This is a genomic window from Arthrobacter gyeryongensis (genome assembly GCF_039543785.1).
GTDB classification, from domain to species: Bacteria; Actinomycetota; Actinomycetes; order Actinomycetales; family Micrococcaceae; genus Arthrobacter; species Arthrobacter gyeryongensis.
In genome coordinates this window covers 39,756-59,657 of sequence record NZ_BAABKK010000032.1, presented here as the reverse complement: position 1 = coordinate 59,657, position 19,902 = coordinate 39,756, and the positions used below count along the sequence as shown (strand labels likewise).

The following is a 19,902-nucleotide window of genomic DNA, read 5'->3' as shown; positions in this document are numbered from 1 at the left end:
ACCTGCCATGACATCAACGGCGAAACCCCGCACCGGCCTTCCTGTGTGGCGCGTCGGCAAGCCGGACGCTTTCCTGGCGGCCGCCGTCGACGTCGCCCGCAATGCGGTGGAGACCATCGCCAAGCCGGGTGAAATCGGACCGCACATTGCCGCGCGCTCCGAGGGCGAACGCGTGGTCACGCACTTGTTCGAATCGCGGCTGGCCGGCTACGGCGGGTGGCAGTGGTACGCCGTCGTGACCCGCAACTCGCGCTCCAAAGTGGTCACGGTCAGCGAGCTTGGCCTGCTGCCGTCGGAGGACTCCATCCTCGCTCCTGAATGGGTGCCTTGGGCAAAGCGCGTCCGTCCGGAGGACGAGGCTACCGCGGCCGAAGAGTTAGCGGAGGAAGCTGACGTTCCCGTTGACGCGGACGACGACGGCGGCCCCTCCGATGAGGACGTCGCCACCTCTGGTGACGGACAAGAGAACGACGACGCCGACGACATCGAGGCTGACTAGCCCTTGGCGGACCCGGCGAGTGAATTCCCTGAAGGCGGAAACTGATGTCCACCTTCAAATCGCTCGGTGTCCTTAACTACCGCATTTGGTTCATCGGTGCCCTTATTTCCAATATCGGCACGTGGATGCAACGGACGGCCCAGGATTGGCTGGTTTTCGCCCATCTGAGCAACCACGATGCCGGAGCGATGGGCGTGACCTTGGCCCTCCAACTGGGTCCGCAGCTTTTCCTGGCCCCATGGGCCGGTCTGCTTGCCGACCGCTACAGCCGGCGCAGGCTCCTGGTCATGACACAATCGGCCATGGCGGTCCTGAGCACCGGCTTGGGACTCCTGGTCCTGAGCGGTGCCGCGCAATTGTGGCATGTCTATGTGTTCGCGCTCTTGCTTGGCGTCGTCTCGGCACTTGACGCCCCTGTTCGCCAGACGTTCGTGTCCGAGCTGGTCAAGGACGACTATCTTTCCAACGCTGTCGCGTTGAACAGCGCATCCTTCAACGTCGCCCGCATGATCGGCCCCGCCGTGGCCGGCGTGTTGACGGTGGCGGTGGGGCCGGGCTGGGTATTCATGATCAATACCCTGACCTTCCTCGCGATGCTTGGCGCAATCCGGGCCATTCCCCTTTCTTCTTTGCGCGTCCAACCGCGGGCCGCGGCGGGCAAAGGCCGTATCCGTGAAGGGCTTCGCTATGTCCGCAACCGCCCGGACATTGTGGTTGTCCTCGTCGCGATTTTCATCATGGGCACCTTCGGACTGAACTTCGTCCTCTTCATCGCGGCCATGGTCGGCACGGAGTTCGGCATGGACGCGGGGGCATTCGGGCTGCTCAACTCGGTCATGGCGATCGGTTCCGTCGCAGGAGCATTGCTTTCCGCCCGGCGAGGGAGGCCACGCATGCGGCTCATCTTCGCGGCGGCGGGCGGGTTCGGCCTCGCGAGCGGACTGGCCGCCCTGGCGCCGAACTACACCATGTTCGCCTTGGCACTGATTCCCTGCGGACTGTTTGCCCTGACCATGATCACGAGCGCCAACGGCTACGTGCAGTCCACCACGGAACCTGTCATGCGCGGCAGGGTCATGGCACTCTACATGGCCATCTTCATGGGTGGAACGCCCATCGGCGCACCGTTCGTCGGCTGGGTGTCCAACGTGGCCGGACCCCGATGGGCTGTCGGCGTGGCCGCCGTCGCGGGCGCCAGCACCGCCGTCGTCGGCATCGTGTGGATCATCCGCGCGCGCCAGCTGCGGCTCCGTTTCGATAGCAGCGCCCGCGGGATGCGGTTCTTCCGCATTGAGTCCCAGGGCGCCAGTGGCGCTGTTAAAGAGGACAGCGCGGTTAAAGAGGCTAGCGCCGCCCGGGATCCCCTCCCGGACGACGCCGACCAGTCCTGACCGCGGGAACGCGGCAGTCCCTTACTTCTTCAGTTCGCCCACCACGAAGTCGATGCTGGCGAGCAATGCAGAGACGTCGTCCGGCTCGATGGCAACGAAGGTAGCGATGCGCAGCTGGTTGCGGCCCAGCTTGCGGTAAGGCTCCGTGTCCACGATCCCGTTGGCGCGCAGCACCTTGGCGATGGCCGCGGCATCGATCGAGTCGTCGAAATCGATCGTGGCAATGACATTGGATCGGTCCTCGGCCTTCGCGACGAACGGGGTGGCGTACTCGGACGCCTCTGCCCAGTCGTAGATCCGGCCTGCGGAGTCCGCTGTGCGCCCGGAAGCGAAGTCCAGGCCGCCATTCTTGTTGAGCCACTGGACCTGGGCATCCAACGTCACCAAGGTGGACAGGGACGGCGTGTTGTAGGTCTGGTTGAGCTTCGAGTTGTCGATAGCCGTCTGCAGGTCGAGGAAATCGGGGATCCAGCGGCCGCTTGCCTTGATACGGGCCGCGCGCTCCAGGGCGGCGGGGGAGAAGAGTCCCAGCCACAGGCCTCCGTCGGACGCAAAGTTCTTTTGCGGGGCGAAGTAGTAGACGTCGGCTTCGGCAACATCAACATCCAGGCCGCCGGCTGCGGACGTCGCATCCACCAGGACCAAGGCGCCGTCGTCGCTGCCTTGAACCCGCTTGACCGGAGCGGCCACACCTGTCGAGGTTTCGTTCTGCGGCCATGCGTATACGTCCACGCCGGCTTCCGCGTGGGAAACCGGCCGGGTGCCAGGCTCGGACTTGATGATGGACGAAGCTTCAAGGAAAGGTGCCTTGTCGGTGGCCGAAGCGAACTTGGAACCGAACTCACCGAAGGAGAGGTGCTGGGCCTTCTTCTCGACCAGGCCGAAGCTGGCGACGTCCCAGAACGCGGTGGAGCCTCCGACGCCGAGGATCACCTCGTAGCCCTCGGGCGCACGGAAGAACTGGCTAAGTCCCTCGCGGACGGAGCCCACCAGGTTCTTGACGGGTGCCTGGCGGTGGGAGGTGCCGAGGATCGTTGTCGAGGCGGCGGAGAGGGCCTCGATCTGCTCCGGGCGGACCTTGGAGGGCCCGGCGCCGAAGCGGCCGTCCTTGGGCAGCAAATCGGCGGGGATAGTGATGCTGTTGTCGCTCACGGGATGCTCCAATGGTGAAGTAGCGGCCTAGATGGGTCGTGGCAGGTGGCAAGCTGCCCCTTCGACTCCCCAATTCTGCCTGACGCCGCGGGCGGAGGCAGAACCGAAGCTGTCATAGTCCGCCACGTGGAAAGCACCTGTTCGGCTGGCGCTGGACAACGCCGGAATTATCCGGAGTAATTCCAAATAAGCTAAGCTTGGAGCTGGCGAAAATACGCAAGATACTGCGCTCGAGGAGCTGAGCTGGATGACGGATCTGATCGATACCACTGAGATGTATCTTCGGACCATTTTGGAGCTTGAAGAAGAGAACATCGTGGCTCTTCGCGCACGCATCGCCGAGCGCTTGCGGCACTCCGGCCCAACCGTTTCCCAGACGATCGGACGGATGGAGCGCGACGGTCTGGTGATTGTGTCCAACGACAGGCACCTTGAGCTGACTGAAACGGGCCGGAAACGCGCCACCGAGGTCATGCGCAAGCACCGGCTCGCCGAACGGCTCCTGGCAGATGTGATTGGACTGGACTGGGCCTACGTCCACGATGAAGCATGCCGCTGGGAGCATGTCATGAGTGAGCGCGTGGAACGGCGGCTCTATGAACTGCTGGACCACCCCACGGAATCGCCTTACGGCAACCCCATTCCCGGACTCGAAGCGCTGGGCGGAGTCGCGTCCCACGCCTTTACGGATGGCGTGGTCAATCTTCTTGATGCGATGAACGAATACTCACCTGAAAACAGGGTCACCGTCAGTCGACTGGCTGAACCGATCCAGGTGGAGCCTGAACTTCTGGTGCAGCTGGACGAAGGCGGAATCCGCCCCGGCGCGAGGGTTTCCCTGGAACGTGTGGGGGAGTACATCTCCGTTCGCGTGCCCAATATCGACGGCGCGTTGGAGCTCCCGCCCGAGGTTGCCTCGCACGTGTTTGTCACGGTCGCCTAGCCAGCCCGCCGATGCGGTCGGCAAAGATAACGAAATTATTACCGTGGGGGCTTGATCCCCTATAGTTAAATACTGGCGCCGATACCAAAGCGTTACCTGATCCGAAGCCGAGTTCTGCCAGCGGACCAGGTGGATTAGTCCATTCACTGGCAGAAACGGAGGAACCACCATTGGCTGTCGAAAGACGGCCTTGGGGTGAAGTCCGTAGCGGAAGTGCAAACAGCGCAGGGCCCCTCCGGGTACCTTGCGTTTGGTGCCCTTCGCGCGGACCGGGTCCACGATCTCTCTGGCCCGAATCCGACAGCTAACTTCGCAGGCTTGCCAGAGAGGAAAACCTTGACCACGCAGAACACCAGGGGCCGCAGGCGCGCGTCCGGTCCTACTGCTGTGCTGCGGAGCACAAGCGCCGTCGAGCACGACCGGCCCCGCGATCCCCATCGCGAACTTCGCCGCCGCAAGGGTCCCTTGCGGCAGATGGCCGAGTTCGCCGCCGCGAGCGGAGCAGGACAGAAGGCCGGAGTGGCCCTTGCCGCTACGGGCCTCATTCTGACGGTCGCCTTGCCGGGCGCCGGCGCCATGACGGCCACGCCCGAGTCAAACCAAACCGCCTTGGCAGTGGGCACCCAGCCTGAGATTCCCGCCGCGGCAAGCGCCACGATCGACTTCAGCCGTGCTGCGGTTTCCACCACTGCCGATCCGGACAGCAAGCTCAAGCAGCTGCTGAGTGCGCAGTCCGTCGGCACTATCAAGACGTCTTCCTCCAAGGGCACCCTGGGGGCGCCTCTGGACACCCTGACAACGGCCTCGCCTTTCGGCTACCGCGTGAATCCCATCACGGGCGGCTTGGGAGAGTTCCACCGAGGCCAGGACTTCGTGGCCCAGTGCGGCACCCAGGTCCATGCTGCCGCGGCCGGCAAGGTCACTTTCGCCGGCTGGCATCCGTACGGCGGCGGAAACCGCATTGTGGTGGACCACGGCAACGGCCTGGAAACCACGTACAACCATTTGTCGTCCTTCAATGTCCAGGTGGGCCAGACGGTCAGCCGCGGCGATGTCATCGCATTGAGCGGCACCACGGGCGCCTCCACGGGCTGCCACCTCCACTTTGAAGTCATGGTCAACGGCGACGTCGTTGACCCCCTGGGCTGGCTGTAGCCAATCCGATGGAAGCCTCTCGCATGCTTGTCACGCTCCGTGACCTGAATGTGACATTCAATCAAAACTCATGTACCGTCTAAGACGCATCAACTTTTAGAGAGTTGATGCACTCGAGTGGATTGCCTAGCTCTGCCACTGCTCGAGGTTCCGTTCGCAAAACATCGTCTGGCAGAGGCGGGGGACCCAACTTTTGGTCATCTTCACCGATGGCCTTGGGGTTAAGTCGCACAACTTCCGAGAGGGAGAAGTGTGGCCGGATGACTCCCATCCGAATCCGACAGCTTACCTCGCGGGCATAGGGAGAGGCCTCTTAACGTGTCTTCACGCTCTACTGTTGCGCGCCACCGTGCCGCGGTCACCAAGACCAACTCGCTTGCCGTTATCGCTAAGACTGTCGGCAGCAACGCCGGTGGCGTAGGCCGTCAGGCAGCGGTTATCGCTGCTGCTTCCGGTCTGGTGCTTACTAGCGGTATCGCAGCCAACGCTGCAGAAACCAACGTCCCCCGCGAGTCCACTTCGACCTCCGCCCTGGAAGTCCAGTCCATCGCCCAAGCCAGCATTTCGGCTGACTCGTCCGTCGCCATCAAGTACGAGCGCCCGGTGGTCTCCACCGAAGCTGCTCCGGTTGTCGCAGCTCCGGTTGCCACGCAGGAAGCTGCTCCGGCCACGCAGGCTGCAACGGGTGCCGCTACCGGCGCCTCGACGCTCTCTGTCACCGCTGCTGTTTCACCCGCCACGAAAGTTGCCAGCGGCAAGGGCGCAGCAATTGCTGCCGCAGCTTACGCACAGCTTGGCGTTGCCCAGGACTGCACCGCCCTGGCTTCGAACTCCCTGGCCGCCGTTGGGATCAACTTCCACGGCTGGCCGGCAGACTACCTCTCCCTTGGCCGCACGGTCAGCGCTGCTGAAGCGCAGCCGGGCGACTTGGTCTACTACCAGAACGGTGGCATGGGCATGGCCCACATCGCCGTTTACGTCGGCAACGGCATGGCAGTCCACGGCGGCTGGAACGGTGGCACCACCGCCCTTTACAGCGTCAACGTTGGCTCCGGCCCGGTCTTCATCCGAGTTGGTGGCTAAATAGCTCCGGCTACATAGCTTCACTGAACATCCCCGCTGGTCCGCCGGCGGGGATGTTCTGTTTTAACCAGCATGCGCTAAATCGCTCCGCGGCCGTCTCCAGGGGGCGATTCGTCGAGTAGCCTCCGGGCGCGTGGAAGGTTCCGCCTACGTGTCCGGCACATGAACTTTGACCGACGCTGCGCCGGAACCCCCGCAAGGATTCGTTGATCTGGCCTCCGAGTGTTTACTCTTAGGTTGTCGATCCACAGCCCGTACATGCAGAGGGCAGCCGGCCCTCGCGCCCCTGACGGGTGCGGCCGTGAAGAGGTACGTGCATGCGCACACTCGTTCTGAATGCTGGATATGAACCGCTGGCGGTAGTAACCTTCCGCCGGGCGCTGGTCCTTGTGCTCACCGGAAAAGCGAGCGTAGTGGCCGAAGGCGACGAGCCTGTCGTCGGGCCACAGGAGATTCTCGGACGTCCCTCCGTGATTCTGCTCAATCGCTACATCCGGCCGAGGTACAACACCATCACGGCGGTTACACGCCGCGGCGTCTTGCGCCGCGACGGTCACCGTTGCGCCTATTGCGGGAAAGCAGCGCACACCATTGACCACGTCCACCCCAAATCCAGGGGCGGCGCGGATTCCTGGGAAAACCTGGTGGCAGCGTGCTTGCGCTGCAACAACGCCAAGAGTGACCACACCCCGGCCGAGATGGGCTGGAAACTGAGGTTCACTCCGGCGGCTCCCACCGGGACTATCTGGCAAATCAAGGAGCTTGAGAAACCTGCGCCCGCATGGGATCCCTTCCTCCTGCCCGAATCGGCGGCCTGAACCGGAATTGAGCCTGCTTCCCGGGTAATCTGGGCAGGTGGACTTCGATGCGGTCATATTGGCGGGTGGCAAGTCCTCCCGCCTCGGCGGCGTGCCCAAAGCCCAGTTGAGGTACGACGGCGCCACCCTCCTTCAGCGTGCTGTCGCGGCTTCGCGCGGCGCCGGGAGGGTCGTCGTCGTCGGGCCGGATCCAGGCACTTTGCCGGACGGCACATTGACCGCACGGGAGGACCCGCCCTACGCCGGACCGGCAGCCGCGATCGCCGCCGGACTCCTCGCCCTAGGGCAATACGCCGAAGCACAAGACGGTGAAGGGCAAGACACCGAAGCGCAAGAAGGCCTGAGCCCGTCCCCGGAACACGCGCCCTGGGTCCTGGTCCTGGCCTGCGATATGCCCCTGGCTGCCGCCGCGGTTCCGGTCCTGCTTCGGGAACTTGCAGGCCACGAGGAAGCGGAAGGGGCCATGTCCGTATCCGCCGACGGCCGGAAGCAGCCGCTGCTCGGCATCTACCGGGTATCTGCTTTGCAACGGGAAGTGCTGGTAGCGGCGGAACAAGGTGGCCTGGCCAACGCCGCGGTGTTCCGACTGCTTGCTAGGCTTGATCTGCTGGCCGTGCCTGTCCCCGCAGGGTCCACCGATGACGTGGATACCTGGGACGATGCCGCGGCGCTTGGAGTGGACGGCGACCTGCCGTGACAACAGCTGTACCGGACAGTGGAGGCGGATCGTGAAGAGCCAGGAAGAAACGCTCGAGGAATGGTGCAGGAGCCTGCTGCAAGCATATGAGCTGGAAGACGTCGAGATCGACATCAACGAGATCCTGTCCCTGGCAGGCGTTGCGGCCCATTCAGTGGTCCGGCCGGCGGCTCCCTTGACCACCTTCATTGCGGGCTTCGCGGCTGGACTTGCTGCGGGTTCGGGACAAGCGACTGAAGCTGCATCGATGGACGCCGCCATGGGCCTGGCGCGCACGCTCGCGAAGGACTATACGAATCCCGGAACCGACGCCGGATGACGGATGCCCCCGGGCATGTACCGCATGCCGACCATTTGTGGGCCGAGGCACGGCAACTTGCCTTCGATAGTGCTACGCCCATTCCCGCCGCGCCCATCGCGTTGAAGGACGCCATCGGCAGGACCTTGGCCGCGGATGTCCACGCCCTGCAAGACCTGCCGCACTATGCGTCTTCTGCGATGGATGGCTGGGCGGTCAACGGCAGCGGCCCATGGATCCTCGCCGAACCCGGCCATCGGCTGGCGCCGCACCAAGCGAGTCCTATCGCCACCGGTGGCTTGATCCCGCCGGGGGCCAAGGCCGTGCTGCGGAGCGAGAGCGGGGTCCTGACCACGGACGAAGATGGCTTGCCGCTGCTCGCGCTCGGCGGGAACGCGAAGCCGGGCGAACCCCGCAACGGTCAACACATCCGCAATGCGGGAGAAGAAGCTGCGGCGGGCGAGCTGCTGATTAAATCGGGCGTCGTCCTGAACCCGGCCCATCTCGCCCTGGCTGCCTTGGCCGGGCGCGATGAACTCGACGTGCTGGGCAAGCCCCTCGTGAAAATGCTCCTGACGGGCTCCGAAGTGGTGACCGCGGGTGTCCCGGTCCCCGGGCGGGTGCGGGATACCTTCGGTCCACAGCTTGGCGCCGTCGTGGAGCTCCTTGGCGGGATCCGCGGCGAACAAATCAAGGTGGGCGACTCCTATGAAGAATGGCTCTCGGGCCTTGAAGAACGCGAGCTGTCGCCGGACGCGCCACCCGCCGACGTCGTCATCACCACCGGTGGAACCGGCCGCTCGGGGACCGACCACTTCCGGCGGGCCATTGCGGATCTCGGCGGACGCCTGCTGATTGACGGAATTGCGATGCGTCCGGGACATCCTGGCGTGCTGGCCGAACTGCCCGACGGGCGCTTCGTGCTGGGTCTCCCCGGCAATCCGCTCGCGGCCATGATGGTCCTCTTCACGATCGGTGCACCGCTTCTCGCGGGGCTGGGGCACAGGGCGCTCCCGGAGGTCGGCGAAGTTCCGTGCGGTGCCATGCTCGACGCCGACCCCGGGCGCACGCGCTTGCTTCCCTTCAGGTTCGTGTACGGCCTGGCCTCGCCGGCCCAGCATGCGGGGCCCGGGATGATGCGCGGCCTCGCCAGTGCGGATGGAGTCATGGTGGTGCCGCCGCACGGCGTGCAACTGGGCGAGGCAGTGCCCGCTTTTCCGTTGCCGTGGGGGCCGCCGCTTCCCCTGCCGAAGTCCTCGGAAGACAAGGCCAAGAAGACTCCTGCCAAGCCAGCCCGAAAGGTTTCGTCCGGGCCGGTCGACTGGAGCGCCCTGACGGGCTGAGAGTTTCCGGTGCCGAATGGACGCGGGTGGATTAGAGAGTCAGGCCTTGCAATGATGGGGGCATGAACAGGCATGCACCCGAGCAGGACATCAACGAAGATGACCTCCAGATCCACCCACCCAAGCGCTCCGCTGCGGGCGTCAAGGCAGTCACCGTGGCGTTGGAACGCGGTTGGGCCCAAGCGGGCGTCAGCCGAACCGTCAAGTCAATGCTCCGGGTCAACCAACGGGACGGTTTCGACTGTCCCGGCTGTGCCTGGCCGGAGTCCATCACCGGCAAACGCAGTCCAGCCGAGTTCTGTGAAAACGGTGCCAAGGCAATCGCCGAGGAGAGCACCACTCGCGTGGTCGACGCGGAGTTCTGGGCGCGGCACTCCCTGGCCGAACTCGAGGACAAGACCGAATACTGGCTCGGCAGTCAAGGTCGCATTGCCGAGCCGGTCGTCATCCGCCCTGGCGACACACACTATTCCCCGATTAGCTGGACGGATGCTTTCGCCTTGATCGGCGAGCACGTGAATGCCACGACGCCGGATCGCTGCGTTTTCTACACCTCGGGGCGCACGGCCAACGAGACCGCGTTCATGTACCAGCTGTTCGCCCGCAGCCTGGGCACCAACAACCTGCCCGACTGCTCGAACATGTGCCACGAGTCCTCCGGGAGCGCCCTCAACCCGACCATCGGGATCGGCAAGGGCACAGTCTCGCTGGAAGACATCCACGAAGCGCAACTGGTGCTCGTGGTGGGCCAGAACCCGGGCACGAACCATCCGCGCATGCTCTCCGCCTTGCGTGATTGCAAGAACAACGGCGGCAAGGTTGTCGCCGTCAATCCTCTGCCGGAAGCCGGGCTCTTGAACTTCAAGGATCCGCAGTCGCTCAACGGCGTGGTGGGTGGTGGCACGGACATCGCCGATGAATTCCTGCAAATCAAGGTGGGCGGCGACCTTGCTTTGTTCCAGGCGCTGGGCCACCTCCTGCTGGAGGAGGAGAAGCGGCAGCCGGGAACAGTGGTTGATCGCGCCTTCATCGAGGCGCAGACCGACGGCTTCGAGGCCTACGCCGAGGCCCGGGCCGCGCTGGATTGGGTCGAGACGGAACGCGCCACTGGCTTGAGCCGCAGCGAAATCACCAAGGTGGCCGGCATGCTGGCCGCCTCGAAGGGCACCATCATTTGCTGGGCGCTGGGCCTGACCCAGCAGCCCCACTCCGTGGATACCTTGCGGGAAATCATCAACCTGCTGCTCTTGCAGGGAAACTTCGGCAAGCGTGGAGCCGGCGCTTGTCCCGTCCGCGGCCACTCCAACGTGCAGGGCGACCGCACCATGGGCATCTGGGAGAAGCCTTCCGAGGGCTTCCTGGCAGCCCTGGACAAAGAGTTTGGATTCACGACCCCACGGGCGCACGGGTACGACTCCGTGGAAACCCAACACGCCTTGGAGAAGGGCGAGGTGGACGTGTTCGTTTCCATGGGCGGCAACTTCGCCGCGGCAGGCTCGGACACTGTCGCGCTGGAGGAAGGGCTCAAGAGGGCCGGGCTGACGGTGCACATCTCCACCAAGCCCAACCGTGCCCACGTGGTGCACGGCAAGACCTCCCTGATCCTGCCTACCCTGGGCCGAACGGATACGGACGACAAACACCCGGGCGGACGGCAGATCCTTTCCGTGGAAGACTCCATGTCCGTCATCCACACCACCCAAGGCCGCTTGACTCCGATTTCGGAGCATTTGCTCAGCGAACCTGTCATCGTCGCACGCATGGCACAGGCGGTCCTCGGGGACAACCACCCTGTGGATTGGCGTGCCATGGCCGAGGACTACGACGTCATCCGGGACCACATCTCCAGGGTGATCCCCGGCTTCGAGGACTTCAACGCAAGGGTGCGGACCAAGAACGGCTTCGTCCTGCCCAATCCGCCACGCGACACCCGCACGTTCGCCACGGACATCGGCAAGGCACGATTCACCGTGAGCCCGCTGGAGTACCTTGAAGCCCCGGCCGGCCACCTGATCCTCCAGACGGTCCGCAGCCACGACCAGTACAACACCACGTTCTACGGGCTCGACGACCGCTACCGGGGCATTTCCGAAGGCCGCCGGGTCATCCTGGTCCACGAGGACGATCTCGGCGAACTCGGCTTCGAGGACAGGGACATGGTGGACGTCATCTCCACTTTCGGCGGAACGGAACGCCGGGCGGACAAGTTCCGGCTGGTTGCCTACCCCACGGCCAAGGGTTGCGCAGCCGCGTACTTCCCGGAGGCCAACGCCCTGGTCCACCGGGAACTCGTTGCCCGCGAATCCAACACGCCCGGCTACAAGGCCATGACGGTGCGGTTCGTCAAGCACGGTGAAGCTGCCGAACACAAGGAAGCTGCCGGAACGGTGGGTATCTGAGATGGGACGGGTGACCCAGCGCCGCAAGGTGCACAAATTCGTCCTGGATGGCTCCGCCCAGGCGCTGGAGCACCCGGTCCGCTACCGCGAGGACTTCCTGGCCGTCGAAGAGCCGCTCGAGGTGCGCCTGGGGCACATGTCCTTCTCGGTGACCATGCGGACTCCTGGCGACGATTTCGACCTCGTGGCGGGCTTCCTGGTCTCCGAAGGGGTCATCTGGGACCCGGCCCAGCTCATTTCGCTGCGTTTCTGCGCCGGCGAAGACGAGAACGGCCTGCAGACTTTCAACGTGGTGGAAGCGCAATTGCGTCCCGACGTCGTCCTTCCGGAGACGGGCCGCAACGTCTACACCTCCAGCTCGTGCGGAATCTGCGGCACCGACTCGATCGAAGCAGTGCGCAAATCCTCCCACTTCAACCCCGCGGACGACCCCCTGAGCGTTCCGGTCGAGCTTCTGGCCTCGCTCCCTGACCGTCTCCGCGAAGCTCAAGCGGTCTTTGACAAAACCGGGGGAGTGCATGCCGCCGGACTCTTCCGGATCCACGACGACCGCGCAGGCGGCGCTGCCGAGCTATTGTGCCTGCGGGAAGACGTGGGCAGGCACAACGCCGTGGACAAGGTGGTGGGCTGGGCGTTGCGCGAAGGAATGTTGCCCCTGCGCGGCACCGTCCTGCAGGTCTCCGGGAGGGCATCCTTCGAGCTCGTCCAGAAGGCGGCGCTCGCAGGAATCCCGGTATTGGCCGCCGTCAGCGCACCGTCCAGCCTCGCCGTGGAGCTCGCCCAGGAGACCGGCCTGACCCTGGTGGGATTCAGCCGGGGGACCAGCCTGAACGTCTACGCGGGCAGTGACCGGGTGGCGGTGGCGAGCAGGGACCTGTAGGGATAGCCGCCAATCACTTGGCTATTGTTCGGGAACGACGTAGATTTTATCCATCGAATGGAATCTGTTTCCTCCGGACAGTGGCCTTGCTTAGTAAGCTGCTCGTAACGGTAAGGAAGCAATCAACCCAGCCCACCGCTAAAGGGGACTTCAATTGCACGACGACCGCCGGATCACTGAGAAGCGGCTCGAACGTTTTGTCCGGGAACGGATAGCTCCCGCCATCTATGGCCGCGCACTGCCTCTTGAACTGAGCAGTTGGGATGCCCCTGGAGAGCCGGTTCCAGTCTCCGAAGCACTTCGCCAGGTCTTTGAACCCCAAGAACACGGCGCTGCGTGGGGCAAGGCCTGGAGCACCAAATGGCTTCGGCTTCGTGGCGAGGTCCCGGAGGGTTGGGGAGTCGCCGATGGCACCACGGTGGAGATCGTCGTCGATCTCGGTTTCAGCATCGACACCCCCGGATTCCAGTGCGAAGGCATCGCTTGGCGGCCGGACGGCACCATCATCAAGGCCATCTCTCCGCGCAACCAACATGTCCCGTTGAAGCTTCTCGGTGGCGGACTCTCGGTGGACTTCTACGTGGAAGCCGCAGCCAATCCGGATCTCAGCCAGGGGTGGAGCTTCGCGGCAACCCCGCTCGGGGACAAGTCCACCTCCGGAGACGAGCCCCGCTACCGGCTTGGACGCATAGCCATAGCCGAACTCAACGAGGTGGTGTGGGAGCTCCACCAAGACATCTGGACCCTCAGCGGGCTGATGCACGAGCTCCCCTTCGAACTGCCGCGGCGGCATGAGATCCTTCGCGCCTTTGAGCGCATGCTGGACATCATGGACCCGGACGATGTCGCCGGGACAGCAGTCGCCGGCAGGGAGGCCCTTGCCGAGGTCTTGAGCCGGCCAGCTTACGCCTCGGCCCATGAACTCCTGGCCACCGGCCACGCACACATCGACTCAGCCTGGCTATGGCCCGTCCGTGAAACAATCCGCAAATGCGCCCGCACGTTCTCCAACGTTGTCGCCCTCATGGACGAGAACCCCGATTTCGTCTTCTCCTGCTCCTCGGCGCAGCAATTGGCGTGGATGAAGGAGTTCTATCCAGAGCTGTTCATCCGGATTCGGGAGAAGGTCAAGGCAGGGCAGTTCGTGCCGGTCGGCGGCATGTGGGTGGAATCGGACACCAACATGCCCGGCGGCGAGGCAATGGCCCGGCAATTCGTGGAGGGCAAGAGCTTTTTCCTGCAGGAGTTCGGCATTGACTGCCAGGAGGCCTGGCTGCCCGACTCCTTCGGATATTCCGGGGCCCTCCCGCAGATCGTCAAGGCCGCTGGTTCCCGGTGGTTCCTGACCCAGAAGATCTCCTGGAACCAGGTCAATAAGATGCCGCACCATACCTTCAATTGGGAGGGCATCGACGGCACGCGGCTTTTCACCCACTTCCCGCCCGTGGACACCTACAACTCCGAGCTTCACGGCCGCGAACTCGCCCATGCCCAGCGCAACTACCGGGAGCACGGCCGGGGCACCATATCGCTGGTTCCCTTCGGTTACGGCGACGGCGGTGGCGGACCCACGCGCGAAATGGTTGCCGCAGCGCACCGGACGGCGGACCTGGAAGGCTCGCCGAAGGTGCGCATGGGAACCGCAAGGGAGTTCTTCACGCAGGCCGAGGCCGAGTACCGCAATCTCCCGGTCTGGGTGGGGGAGATGTACCTCGAGCTGCACAGAGGAACATACACGAGCCAAGCCAACACCAAACAGGGGAACCGCCGCTCGGAACACCTGCTGCGCGAGGCCGAGCTTTGGTGCTCGACGGCGGCAGTACGGACTGCAGGTTCGTTCACCTATCCCGCGGCGGACCTCAAGCGATTGTGGCGACTTGTACTGCTGCAGCAGTTCCACGACATCCTGCCGGGCAGTTCCATCGCGTGGGTCCACCAGGATGCGGAGCGGAACTATGCCGCGATCGCCCGGGAGCTGGAAGGCATCATTGCGGGTGCCGCGTCGGCCCTCCTCGGCGAGGGGGACACCATGTTCCTGCTCAATGCGGCCCCGCATGAGCGCACTGGTGTTCCAGCTCTAGCCGCTGCGGAAGCGGTCCACCCGGATAGTCCGGTTAATGTCGCAGAACGCGCCGGCGGCTATGTTTTGGACAACGGCATCGTCCGCGCGGTGCTGGACGCCAACGGATTGCTGACCTCCCTCTCGGATTACGCAACCGGCCGCGAAGCCATTGCGCCCGGGATGTTCGGCAACCACCTTGAGCTCCACCGGGACACCCCCAACGAATGGGATGCCTGGGACATCGACGAGTTCTACCGCCGGAACGTCGTCTCGTTAGTCGAGGCGCGATCGGTGACGCTGGAAAGCGCAGGCTGGGACGCCGTCGTCGTGGTGGAGCGGACTGTGGGCTCCTCCACCATCACGCAGCGCATCTCCCTCGAAGCGGGCGCGGAGTCCCTCGGCATTTCCACCGCGGTGGACTGGCAGGAACACGAGAAACTGCTCAAGATCGGTTTTCCGCTGGATGTCCGTGCTGACCGTTCCGCCTCCGAGACCCAGTTCGGGCACGTATTCCGGGCGACGCACACCAACACGTCCTGGGAAGCTGCCAAGTTCGAATTCTGCGCCCACCGCTGGATCCACGTGGCAGAGCCGGGTTACGGCGTCGCCATCTCCAACGCGTCAAGCTACGGGCACGACGTCACCAGGAGCATCCGCGACGACGGCGGAACCACCACCAACGTCCGTGTGTCACTGCTGCGGGCGCCCAAGTTCCCGGACCCCCAGGCCGACCTTGGTGTGCACGTCCTGGATCTGAGCATCCGGCCCGGCGCCAGCATCGGCGGGGCCGTGGAGGAGGGCTACCGAACCAACCTGAAACCGAGGTTGCTGGCAGGGGCGAACCCCGTGGAGCCGCTCTTCACGGTGTTCAACCAGGCGCTGGTCATCGAAGCCGTCAAGCTTGCCGAGGACGGCTCTGGAGATGTGATCGTGCGGCTTTACGAATCGCTTGGAGAGCGCTCCACGGGCCTCATCACGGCGAACTTCGATTCCAGGATGGTGCAATCAGTGGACCTCCTGGAGCGCCCCGTTGAGGCTCCCGGAGTGACGCCCGGAGCCGGTGCCGCCGAATTGACCCTGCGCCCGTTCCAGTTGGTGACCTTGCGATTCAGCCGCTAGGCCGTCGCGAGCCAGTTGGGGGGTCAGACGTCGTGCTGGAGGCGTTTGACGAACTGCTTGGTGCGTTCCTCCCGCGGCTCCCGCAAGACCTCCGCGGCGGGTCCTCGCTCGACCACCACGCCGCCGTCCATGAAGATGACTTCGTCGGCAACCTGGCGGGCGAAGGCGAGCTCGTGCGTCACGATCACCATGGTCCACCCTTCGTCGGCAAGTTCCTTGATGACGCCGAGCACTTCACCCACGAGTTCCGGGTCCAGGGCAGAGGTGGGCTCGTCAAAGAGCAGCAGTTGGGGTTTGAGGGCCAAGGCACGCACGATTCCCACGCGTTGTTGCTGGCCGCCTGACAGCTCGAAGGGGTACGCGTCCCGTTTGTCTGCTAGGCCTACCCGGGCGAGGAGCCGCTCGGCCTCTGCCACGACTTCAGCCCGGGGCCGTTTCTGGACTTGGAGTGGTCCTTCGATGATGTTCTTGAGCACCGTCATGTGCGGGAACAGGTTGTAGTGCTGGAACACCATGGCACTGCGGTCCCGGAGGGCGGCGATCTCCCGTTTGCCCACTGTGCTGGCGAAATCGAGGGTCAGTCCTGCGCCGGACCCCCTGACCGTACCGGCGTCGGCGTCCCCGAAGGTGACCGTGCCGGCGTCGGGCACTTCGAGGCCGTTGAGCGAGCGCAGGACCGTTGTCTTTCCCGAACCCGAGGGCCCGATCAAGGCGACCACTTGTCCACGGCGGACATCGATGTCGATGCCGCGCAGCACCTTGTTGCTGCCGAAGGCTTTGGCCAGGTCCCGCGCGGACAACACCAGCGCGGAGTTCCCGTGGGGGGCGTTGCTGGGCTCAGTGGGCGACATAACGGTCCAATCTGCGCTCCAGGGCGGATTGGCCCGTGGAGAGGACGAGGCAAATGACCCAGTAGACCAAGGCGGATTCGAGGTACAGGATCATGAATTCCTGGCTGAACGCGGCGATCTGCTGGGCGTTGCGGAAAAGCTCGGTGACCAGGATGAGTGAAGCCAGCGAGGTGTCCTTCACAAGGGAGATGAACGTGTTGGAGAGCGGAGGCACCGATACCCTGGCCGCTTGCGGGAGGATGATCCGCACGAGCGTCTGTGGGCGCGACATTCCGATGGTGTGCCCGGCCTCCCACTGGCCCTTGGGCACCGACAGGATCGCGGCGCGGATGACCTCGGCCGCGTAGCCGCCTACATTGAGCGAAAACGCGATGATGGCGCTCGGCCACGGCTCCAGCTTCACGCCGATGCTCGGGAGGCCATAGAAGATCACGAACAACTGCACCAGGAGGGGAGTCCCGCGGATCACGGAGACGTAGAAGCGCGCGACGCCGGAGAGCAGCCTGTTGGGGCTCAGGCGCAAGAGGGCGACAAGCAGCGCCAACGCCAGGCCAAACGCGAACGAGGCCAGGGTCAAGGGGATGGTTCCTGTGACGGCGCCGCCGATGATTGGCCCGAAGGAACTCCAGACGAGGTCCCAGTTGAAGGTCATCTTTTTGGCCGCCGGCTACTTGGTAACGTCTGCGCCGAAGTATTTCTGGGAGATCTTGGCGAGGGTGCCGTCGGCTCGAAGGTCCGTGAGCGCTTTGTCCACTGCGGCCTTGAGTTCGGTGGATCCCTTGCGGAAGACCATGGCGCTCTGCGTCTTGTCGGTGGTTTCTGCGGCGATCTTCAAGCCGGAGTCCGGGGTGCTCTTGGCGTAGTCGAGGTAGGTCAGCTTGTCGTTGACGGTTGCGTCGACGCGGCCTTGGCGCACGAGTGTGGCGGCCTGCGCCCAGCCTTCGACGGACTGGACGTTTGCGCCTGCGTCAACTGCCATCTTGTAGAAGTTGCTGGTCAGCGACTGGGCGGTGGTCTTGCCTTTGAGATCGGCGAAGCTGTTGATGGAGTTGTTGTCGGACTTGGTCACGACGACGCCATTGGAGATCGTGTAAGGCGCCGAGAAGTCATACTTGGCCGTGCGCTCAGGGTTGATGGAAATCTGGTTGGCAATAGTGTCGAAGCGCTTGGAATCCAGGCCCGCGAAGATGCCATCGAACTGGGTTTCCTGGAAGGTCGCCTTTACCCCGAGCTTGGCGGCCACGGCCTGGGCGATTTCGACGTCGAAGCCCGTGAGGGGTCCGGCCCCGTTCTCATGGAAGCTGAACGGCCGGTACGTGCCTTCTGTGGCGATGATGATCTCGCCCTTGGACTTGATGGCCGACAGCGAGGTGTCTCCACCCGACGTCGACGACGGCGAGGAGCCGCCGCCGCAAGCGGTCAGTGCCAGCGCGACGGCGGCAAGGGTTGCGGACAGTGCTGTGCGGCGGGTAAGCAGGCTCTTCATGAAAGCCATCTTAGTCACGGGACCGTACTGGGTTGCTTCGGGCGGTGTTGCGGCGTACACGGGAGGACGCTTAAAAAGGCTGAGTGGGGGCGGTCCCCAACAGCCCGCCACCACTCATCCCCCCAAAAGTGCTTCCGCACGCGCCACGAACCTTGGAAACCCGTTCATTGATTCAAAGGTCAGGCTGCGTCGCCTTCACACATTCATAATTATGGCACGATATAATGGATTTATGAAAGAGGTTACGCGGTATGTTTTTACGTTACCGTGCGGCGAGTCCGGCTTGCAACGATTTTGGACAGCCAGATGCCTCCCAAGCCAAGCGCGGTCGCCAGGGCGGCAGAGTAGTTGATGAGGGGCCGCAACCACGTGTTGGATAGCGGGATGAGCGGAAAGACCTGCGAAACGATCAGCAACCCAAGTCCCAGGAGCAATGTCGCGGAGGCGGCCCGGAGCAAAACGGGACCCGAACCTCGAATGGATCGCCAGATCCCCGGGATGAGGCATACGGCAACGTAGCCCGGGTAGAACCTGCCCAAAGCCGCGTAGACCTCGAGGGACGGACCCTGATCCAGTCCGGCCAGGCCCACGGTGGAGCCCGAGGTGTCCATCGAGAAGAAGAAGAAGGCCGTGAGGACCGCTGTTGCTCCCAAAACGGCCAAGCCAACGGGGCCACGGATGGCTCGTTCGCCGCCGGGTGAAGCAAAGGCCCTCGCCACCTTGATGCCCATGAGCAGGAACGTTCCGTACAGCATGAACCGAAGCAGTAGGTTACAGAAGTTGAAGTTGCCCAGCCACGCGTCGATCAACAAATAAGGACCCTCGATGCTCAGTAGGATGTCGAGGGAAATCAGTGCGAACAGGACGAACATCATCCGGTTCTCGCCCCGTACGGCGCTGGGAATGCGAATGGCCGTCAAAACGAGGCAAATGGAGAGCGTGGCCCATGCCAACACGGTGGTCATCCCAGGTTCTCCCAGATTCTGTTCGTGTGGTCGAGCTCATGCTCATGGCGGCGCAGGGCCTTGCCGAGGGCCTGCAGTCGCTCTCCGGCCAAAAGTGCCAGTTCGCCTTCGGTCATCCGGTCCAGGGCGTCCCTCCGCGCCCCGGGGGGCCATCCCGCCTCCGCTTCGGTGACGAGACCGCTGGCCACGAGGCCTCCGGCCGGTCCGACGCCGGCCGCCCGGGACGTTGCCAAGGCCAGTTCCGGGGGTAACCGGTTGGCTGTCAGATGCGCGGAGAAGTTCTGCGGTGCGATCCCGGTGGCGCCGCTCACCCGGTGCCGCAGTTCGCCGTCGTCGATCGCGTCCACCCAGTTCCTGACTGAACTCGGGTGTGGGGTCTCCGCAAGGACCAAGGGCGGGACGGCGTCCCGGGGGTCCGAGCGCTCGACGACTGCACGCAGCAGATCCATGGTGGAGACCTGGCTGAGGAGTTCCGCATCAGTGGGGGGAACCGGGGTCCCGCGAAGCGCCGCGTAGGCCTCGAATTGTGCCAATGCGTCGAAGGGGTTCATGTCGAAGGCCCGGCTGATGCTCACGAGCGAACTCTCGGCCACCTTGCCCCGGACCAATTGCTGGGCCAGCGTGGTGCGTTTCACTCCCGAAGAGCGGCAGACATCGGCCGTGCTGGTGTTCGGGGCGATCCCGTGCAGCCAGCGTTGGAACGCCTTGGAGGGGAGGGACATGAACCACTTTCTGATAGACGGCCCGCAGGAGGTTCCTGG

At 64.2% G+C, this 19,902-nt stretch carries 18 protein-coding genes and 2 riboswitches; of the genes, 12 read left to right on the top strand and 6 right to left on the bottom strand.

Annotated features, from left to right (window positions below; all coding sequences use genetic code 11):
• Positions 1–7 precede the first annotated feature (7 nt).
• Together ABEA18_RS20855 and ABEA18_RS20850 are read left to right on the top strand one after the other, a co-directional pair.
• Positions 8–499, top strand: a complete 492-nt coding sequence (locus ABEA18_RS20855; RefSeq protein WP_345452400.1) for a DUF3027 domain-containing protein — start codon at positions 8–10, stop codon at positions 497–499.
• A gap of 44 nt (positions 500–543) precedes the next feature.
• The gene (locus ABEA18_RS20850; RefSeq protein WP_345452398.1) at positions 544–1,890 is read left to right on the top strand and encodes an MFS transporter; all 1,347 of its coding nucleotides are present in this window, start codon (positions 544–546) and stop codon (positions 1,888–1,890) included.
• A gap of 21 nt (positions 1,891–1,911) precedes the next feature.
• On the opposite strand, the gene serC is transcribed toward ABEA18_RS20850, so the two are convergent.
• On the bottom strand, positions 1,912–3,042 hold the full coding sequence (serC, locus tag ABEA18_RS20845; protein ID WP_345452397.1) for a phosphoserine transaminase: 1,131 nt from the start codon (positions 3,040–3,042) through the stop codon (positions 1,912–1,914).
• 247 nt (positions 3,043–3,289) lie between these two features.
• Here serC and ABEA18_RS20840 point away from each other — a divergent pair, with 247 nt between their 5' ends.
• The 10 genes from ABEA18_RS20840 to ABEA18_RS20795 all read left to right on the top strand — a co-directional run bounded on the left by ABEA18_RS20840 (position 3,290) and on the right by ABEA18_RS20795 (position 15,839).
• Positions 3,290–3,985 (top strand): iron-dependent transcriptional repressor DtxR, encoded by a 696-nt coding sequence (locus ABEA18_RS20840; RefSeq protein WP_345452396.1) that lies wholly within the window; start codon positions 3,290–3,292, stop codon positions 3,983–3,985.
• Positions 3,986–4,111: 126 nt separating this feature from the next.
• Positions 4,112–4,319: riboswitch (cyclic di-AMP (ydaO/yuaA leader) on the top strand.
• 2 nt (positions 4,320–4,321) lie between these two features.
• Positions 4,322–5,140, top strand: a complete 819-nt coding sequence (locus ABEA18_RS20835) for a M23 family metallopeptidase (RefSeq protein ID WP_345452394.1) — start codon at positions 4,322–4,324, stop codon at positions 5,138–5,140.
• 145 nt (positions 5,141–5,285) lie between these two features.
• Positions 5,286–5,453, top strand: a riboswitch (cyclic di-AMP (ydaO/yuaA leader).
• A gap of 5 nt (positions 5,454–5,458) precedes the next feature.
• Complete coding sequence (locus ABEA18_RS20830; protein ID WP_345452392.1) at positions 5,459–6,223, top strand: NlpC/P60 family protein; 765 nt, start codon at positions 5,459–5,461, stop codon at positions 6,221–6,223.
• 317 nt (positions 6,224–6,540) lie between these two features.
• Entirely contained in the window at positions 6,541–7,041 is a 501-nt protein-coding gene (locus ABEA18_RS20825; protein ID WP_028266173.1) for an HNH endonuclease, read from the top strand.
• Positions 7,042–7,078: 37 nt separating this feature from the next.
• Positions 7,079–7,738, top strand: coding sequence for a molybdenum cofactor guanylyltransferase (gene mobA, locus ABEA18_RS20820; protein WP_345452389.1), 660 nt, complete (start codon positions 7,079–7,081; stop codon positions 7,736–7,738).
• A gap of 31 nt (positions 7,739–7,769) precedes the next feature.
• Positions 7,770–8,057 (top strand): DUF6457 domain-containing protein, encoded by a 288-nt coding sequence (locus ABEA18_RS20815; protein WP_234751566.1) that lies wholly within the window; start codon positions 7,770–7,772, stop codon positions 8,055–8,057.
• Positions 8,054–9,379, top strand: coding sequence for a molybdopterin molybdotransferase MoeA (locus ABEA18_RS20810; RefSeq protein WP_345452387.1), 1,326 nt, complete (start codon positions 8,054–8,056; stop codon positions 9,377–9,379). Before ABEA18_RS20815 ends, ABEA18_RS20810 begins: the two co-directional genes overlap by 4 nt.
• Positions 9,380–9,441: 62 nt before the next feature.
• Positions 9,442–11,778 carry an FdhF/YdeP family oxidoreductase gene (locus ABEA18_RS20805; RefSeq protein WP_345452385.1) on the top strand — a complete coding sequence of 779 codons (2,337 nt, stop codon included), beginning with the start codon at positions 9,442–9,444 and terminating at the stop codon, positions 11,776–11,778.
• Position 11,779: 1 nt separating this feature from the next.
• Positions 11,780–12,658 carry a formate dehydrogenase accessory sulfurtransferase FdhD gene (gene fdhD / locus ABEA18_RS20800; RefSeq protein WP_345452383.1) on the top strand — a complete coding sequence of 293 codons (879 nt, stop codon included), beginning with the start codon at positions 11,780–11,782 and terminating at the stop codon, positions 12,656–12,658.
• Between the two features lie 154 nt (positions 12,659–12,812).
• Positions 12,813–15,839 (top strand): alpha-mannosidase, encoded by a 3,027-nt coding sequence (locus tag ABEA18_RS20795; protein ID WP_345452381.1) that lies wholly within the window; start codon positions 12,813–12,815, stop codon positions 15,837–15,839.
• 23 nt (positions 15,840–15,862) lie between these two features.
• Here the strand turns inward: ABEA18_RS20795 and ABEA18_RS20790 are convergent, their stop codons facing one another.
• The 5 genes from ABEA18_RS20790 to ABEA18_RS20770 form a co-directional block, all read right to left on the bottom strand.
• Positions 15,863–16,690, bottom strand: a complete 828-nt coding sequence (locus tag ABEA18_RS20790) for an amino acid ABC transporter ATP-binding protein (protein WP_345452379.1) — start codon at positions 16,688–16,690, stop codon at positions 15,863–15,865.
• On the bottom strand, positions 16,677–17,342 hold the full coding sequence (locus ABEA18_RS20785; RefSeq protein ID WP_345452377.1) for an amino acid ABC transporter permease: 666 nt from the start codon (positions 17,340–17,342) through the stop codon (positions 16,677–16,679). Before ABEA18_RS20785 ends, ABEA18_RS20790 begins: the two co-directional genes overlap by 14 nt.
• Before the next feature lie 15 nt (positions 17,343–17,357).
• Positions 17,358–18,176, bottom strand: a complete 819-nt coding sequence (locus ABEA18_RS20780; protein WP_345452375.1) for an amino acid ABC transporter substrate-binding protein — start codon at positions 18,174–18,176, stop codon at positions 17,358–17,360.
• Between the two features lie 257 nt (positions 18,177–18,433).
• Complete coding sequence (locus ABEA18_RS20775) at positions 18,434–19,141, bottom strand: hypothetical protein (RefSeq protein WP_345452373.1); 708 nt, start codon at positions 19,139–19,141, stop codon at positions 18,434–18,436.
• Positions 19,138–19,863, bottom strand: coding sequence for a hypothetical protein (locus ABEA18_RS20770; protein WP_345452371.1), 726 nt, complete (start codon positions 19,861–19,863; stop codon positions 19,138–19,140). The genes ABEA18_RS20775 and ABEA18_RS20770 overlap by 4 nt, the downstream gene beginning before the upstream one ends.
• Between the last annotated feature and the right edge of the window lie 39 nt (positions 19,864–19,902).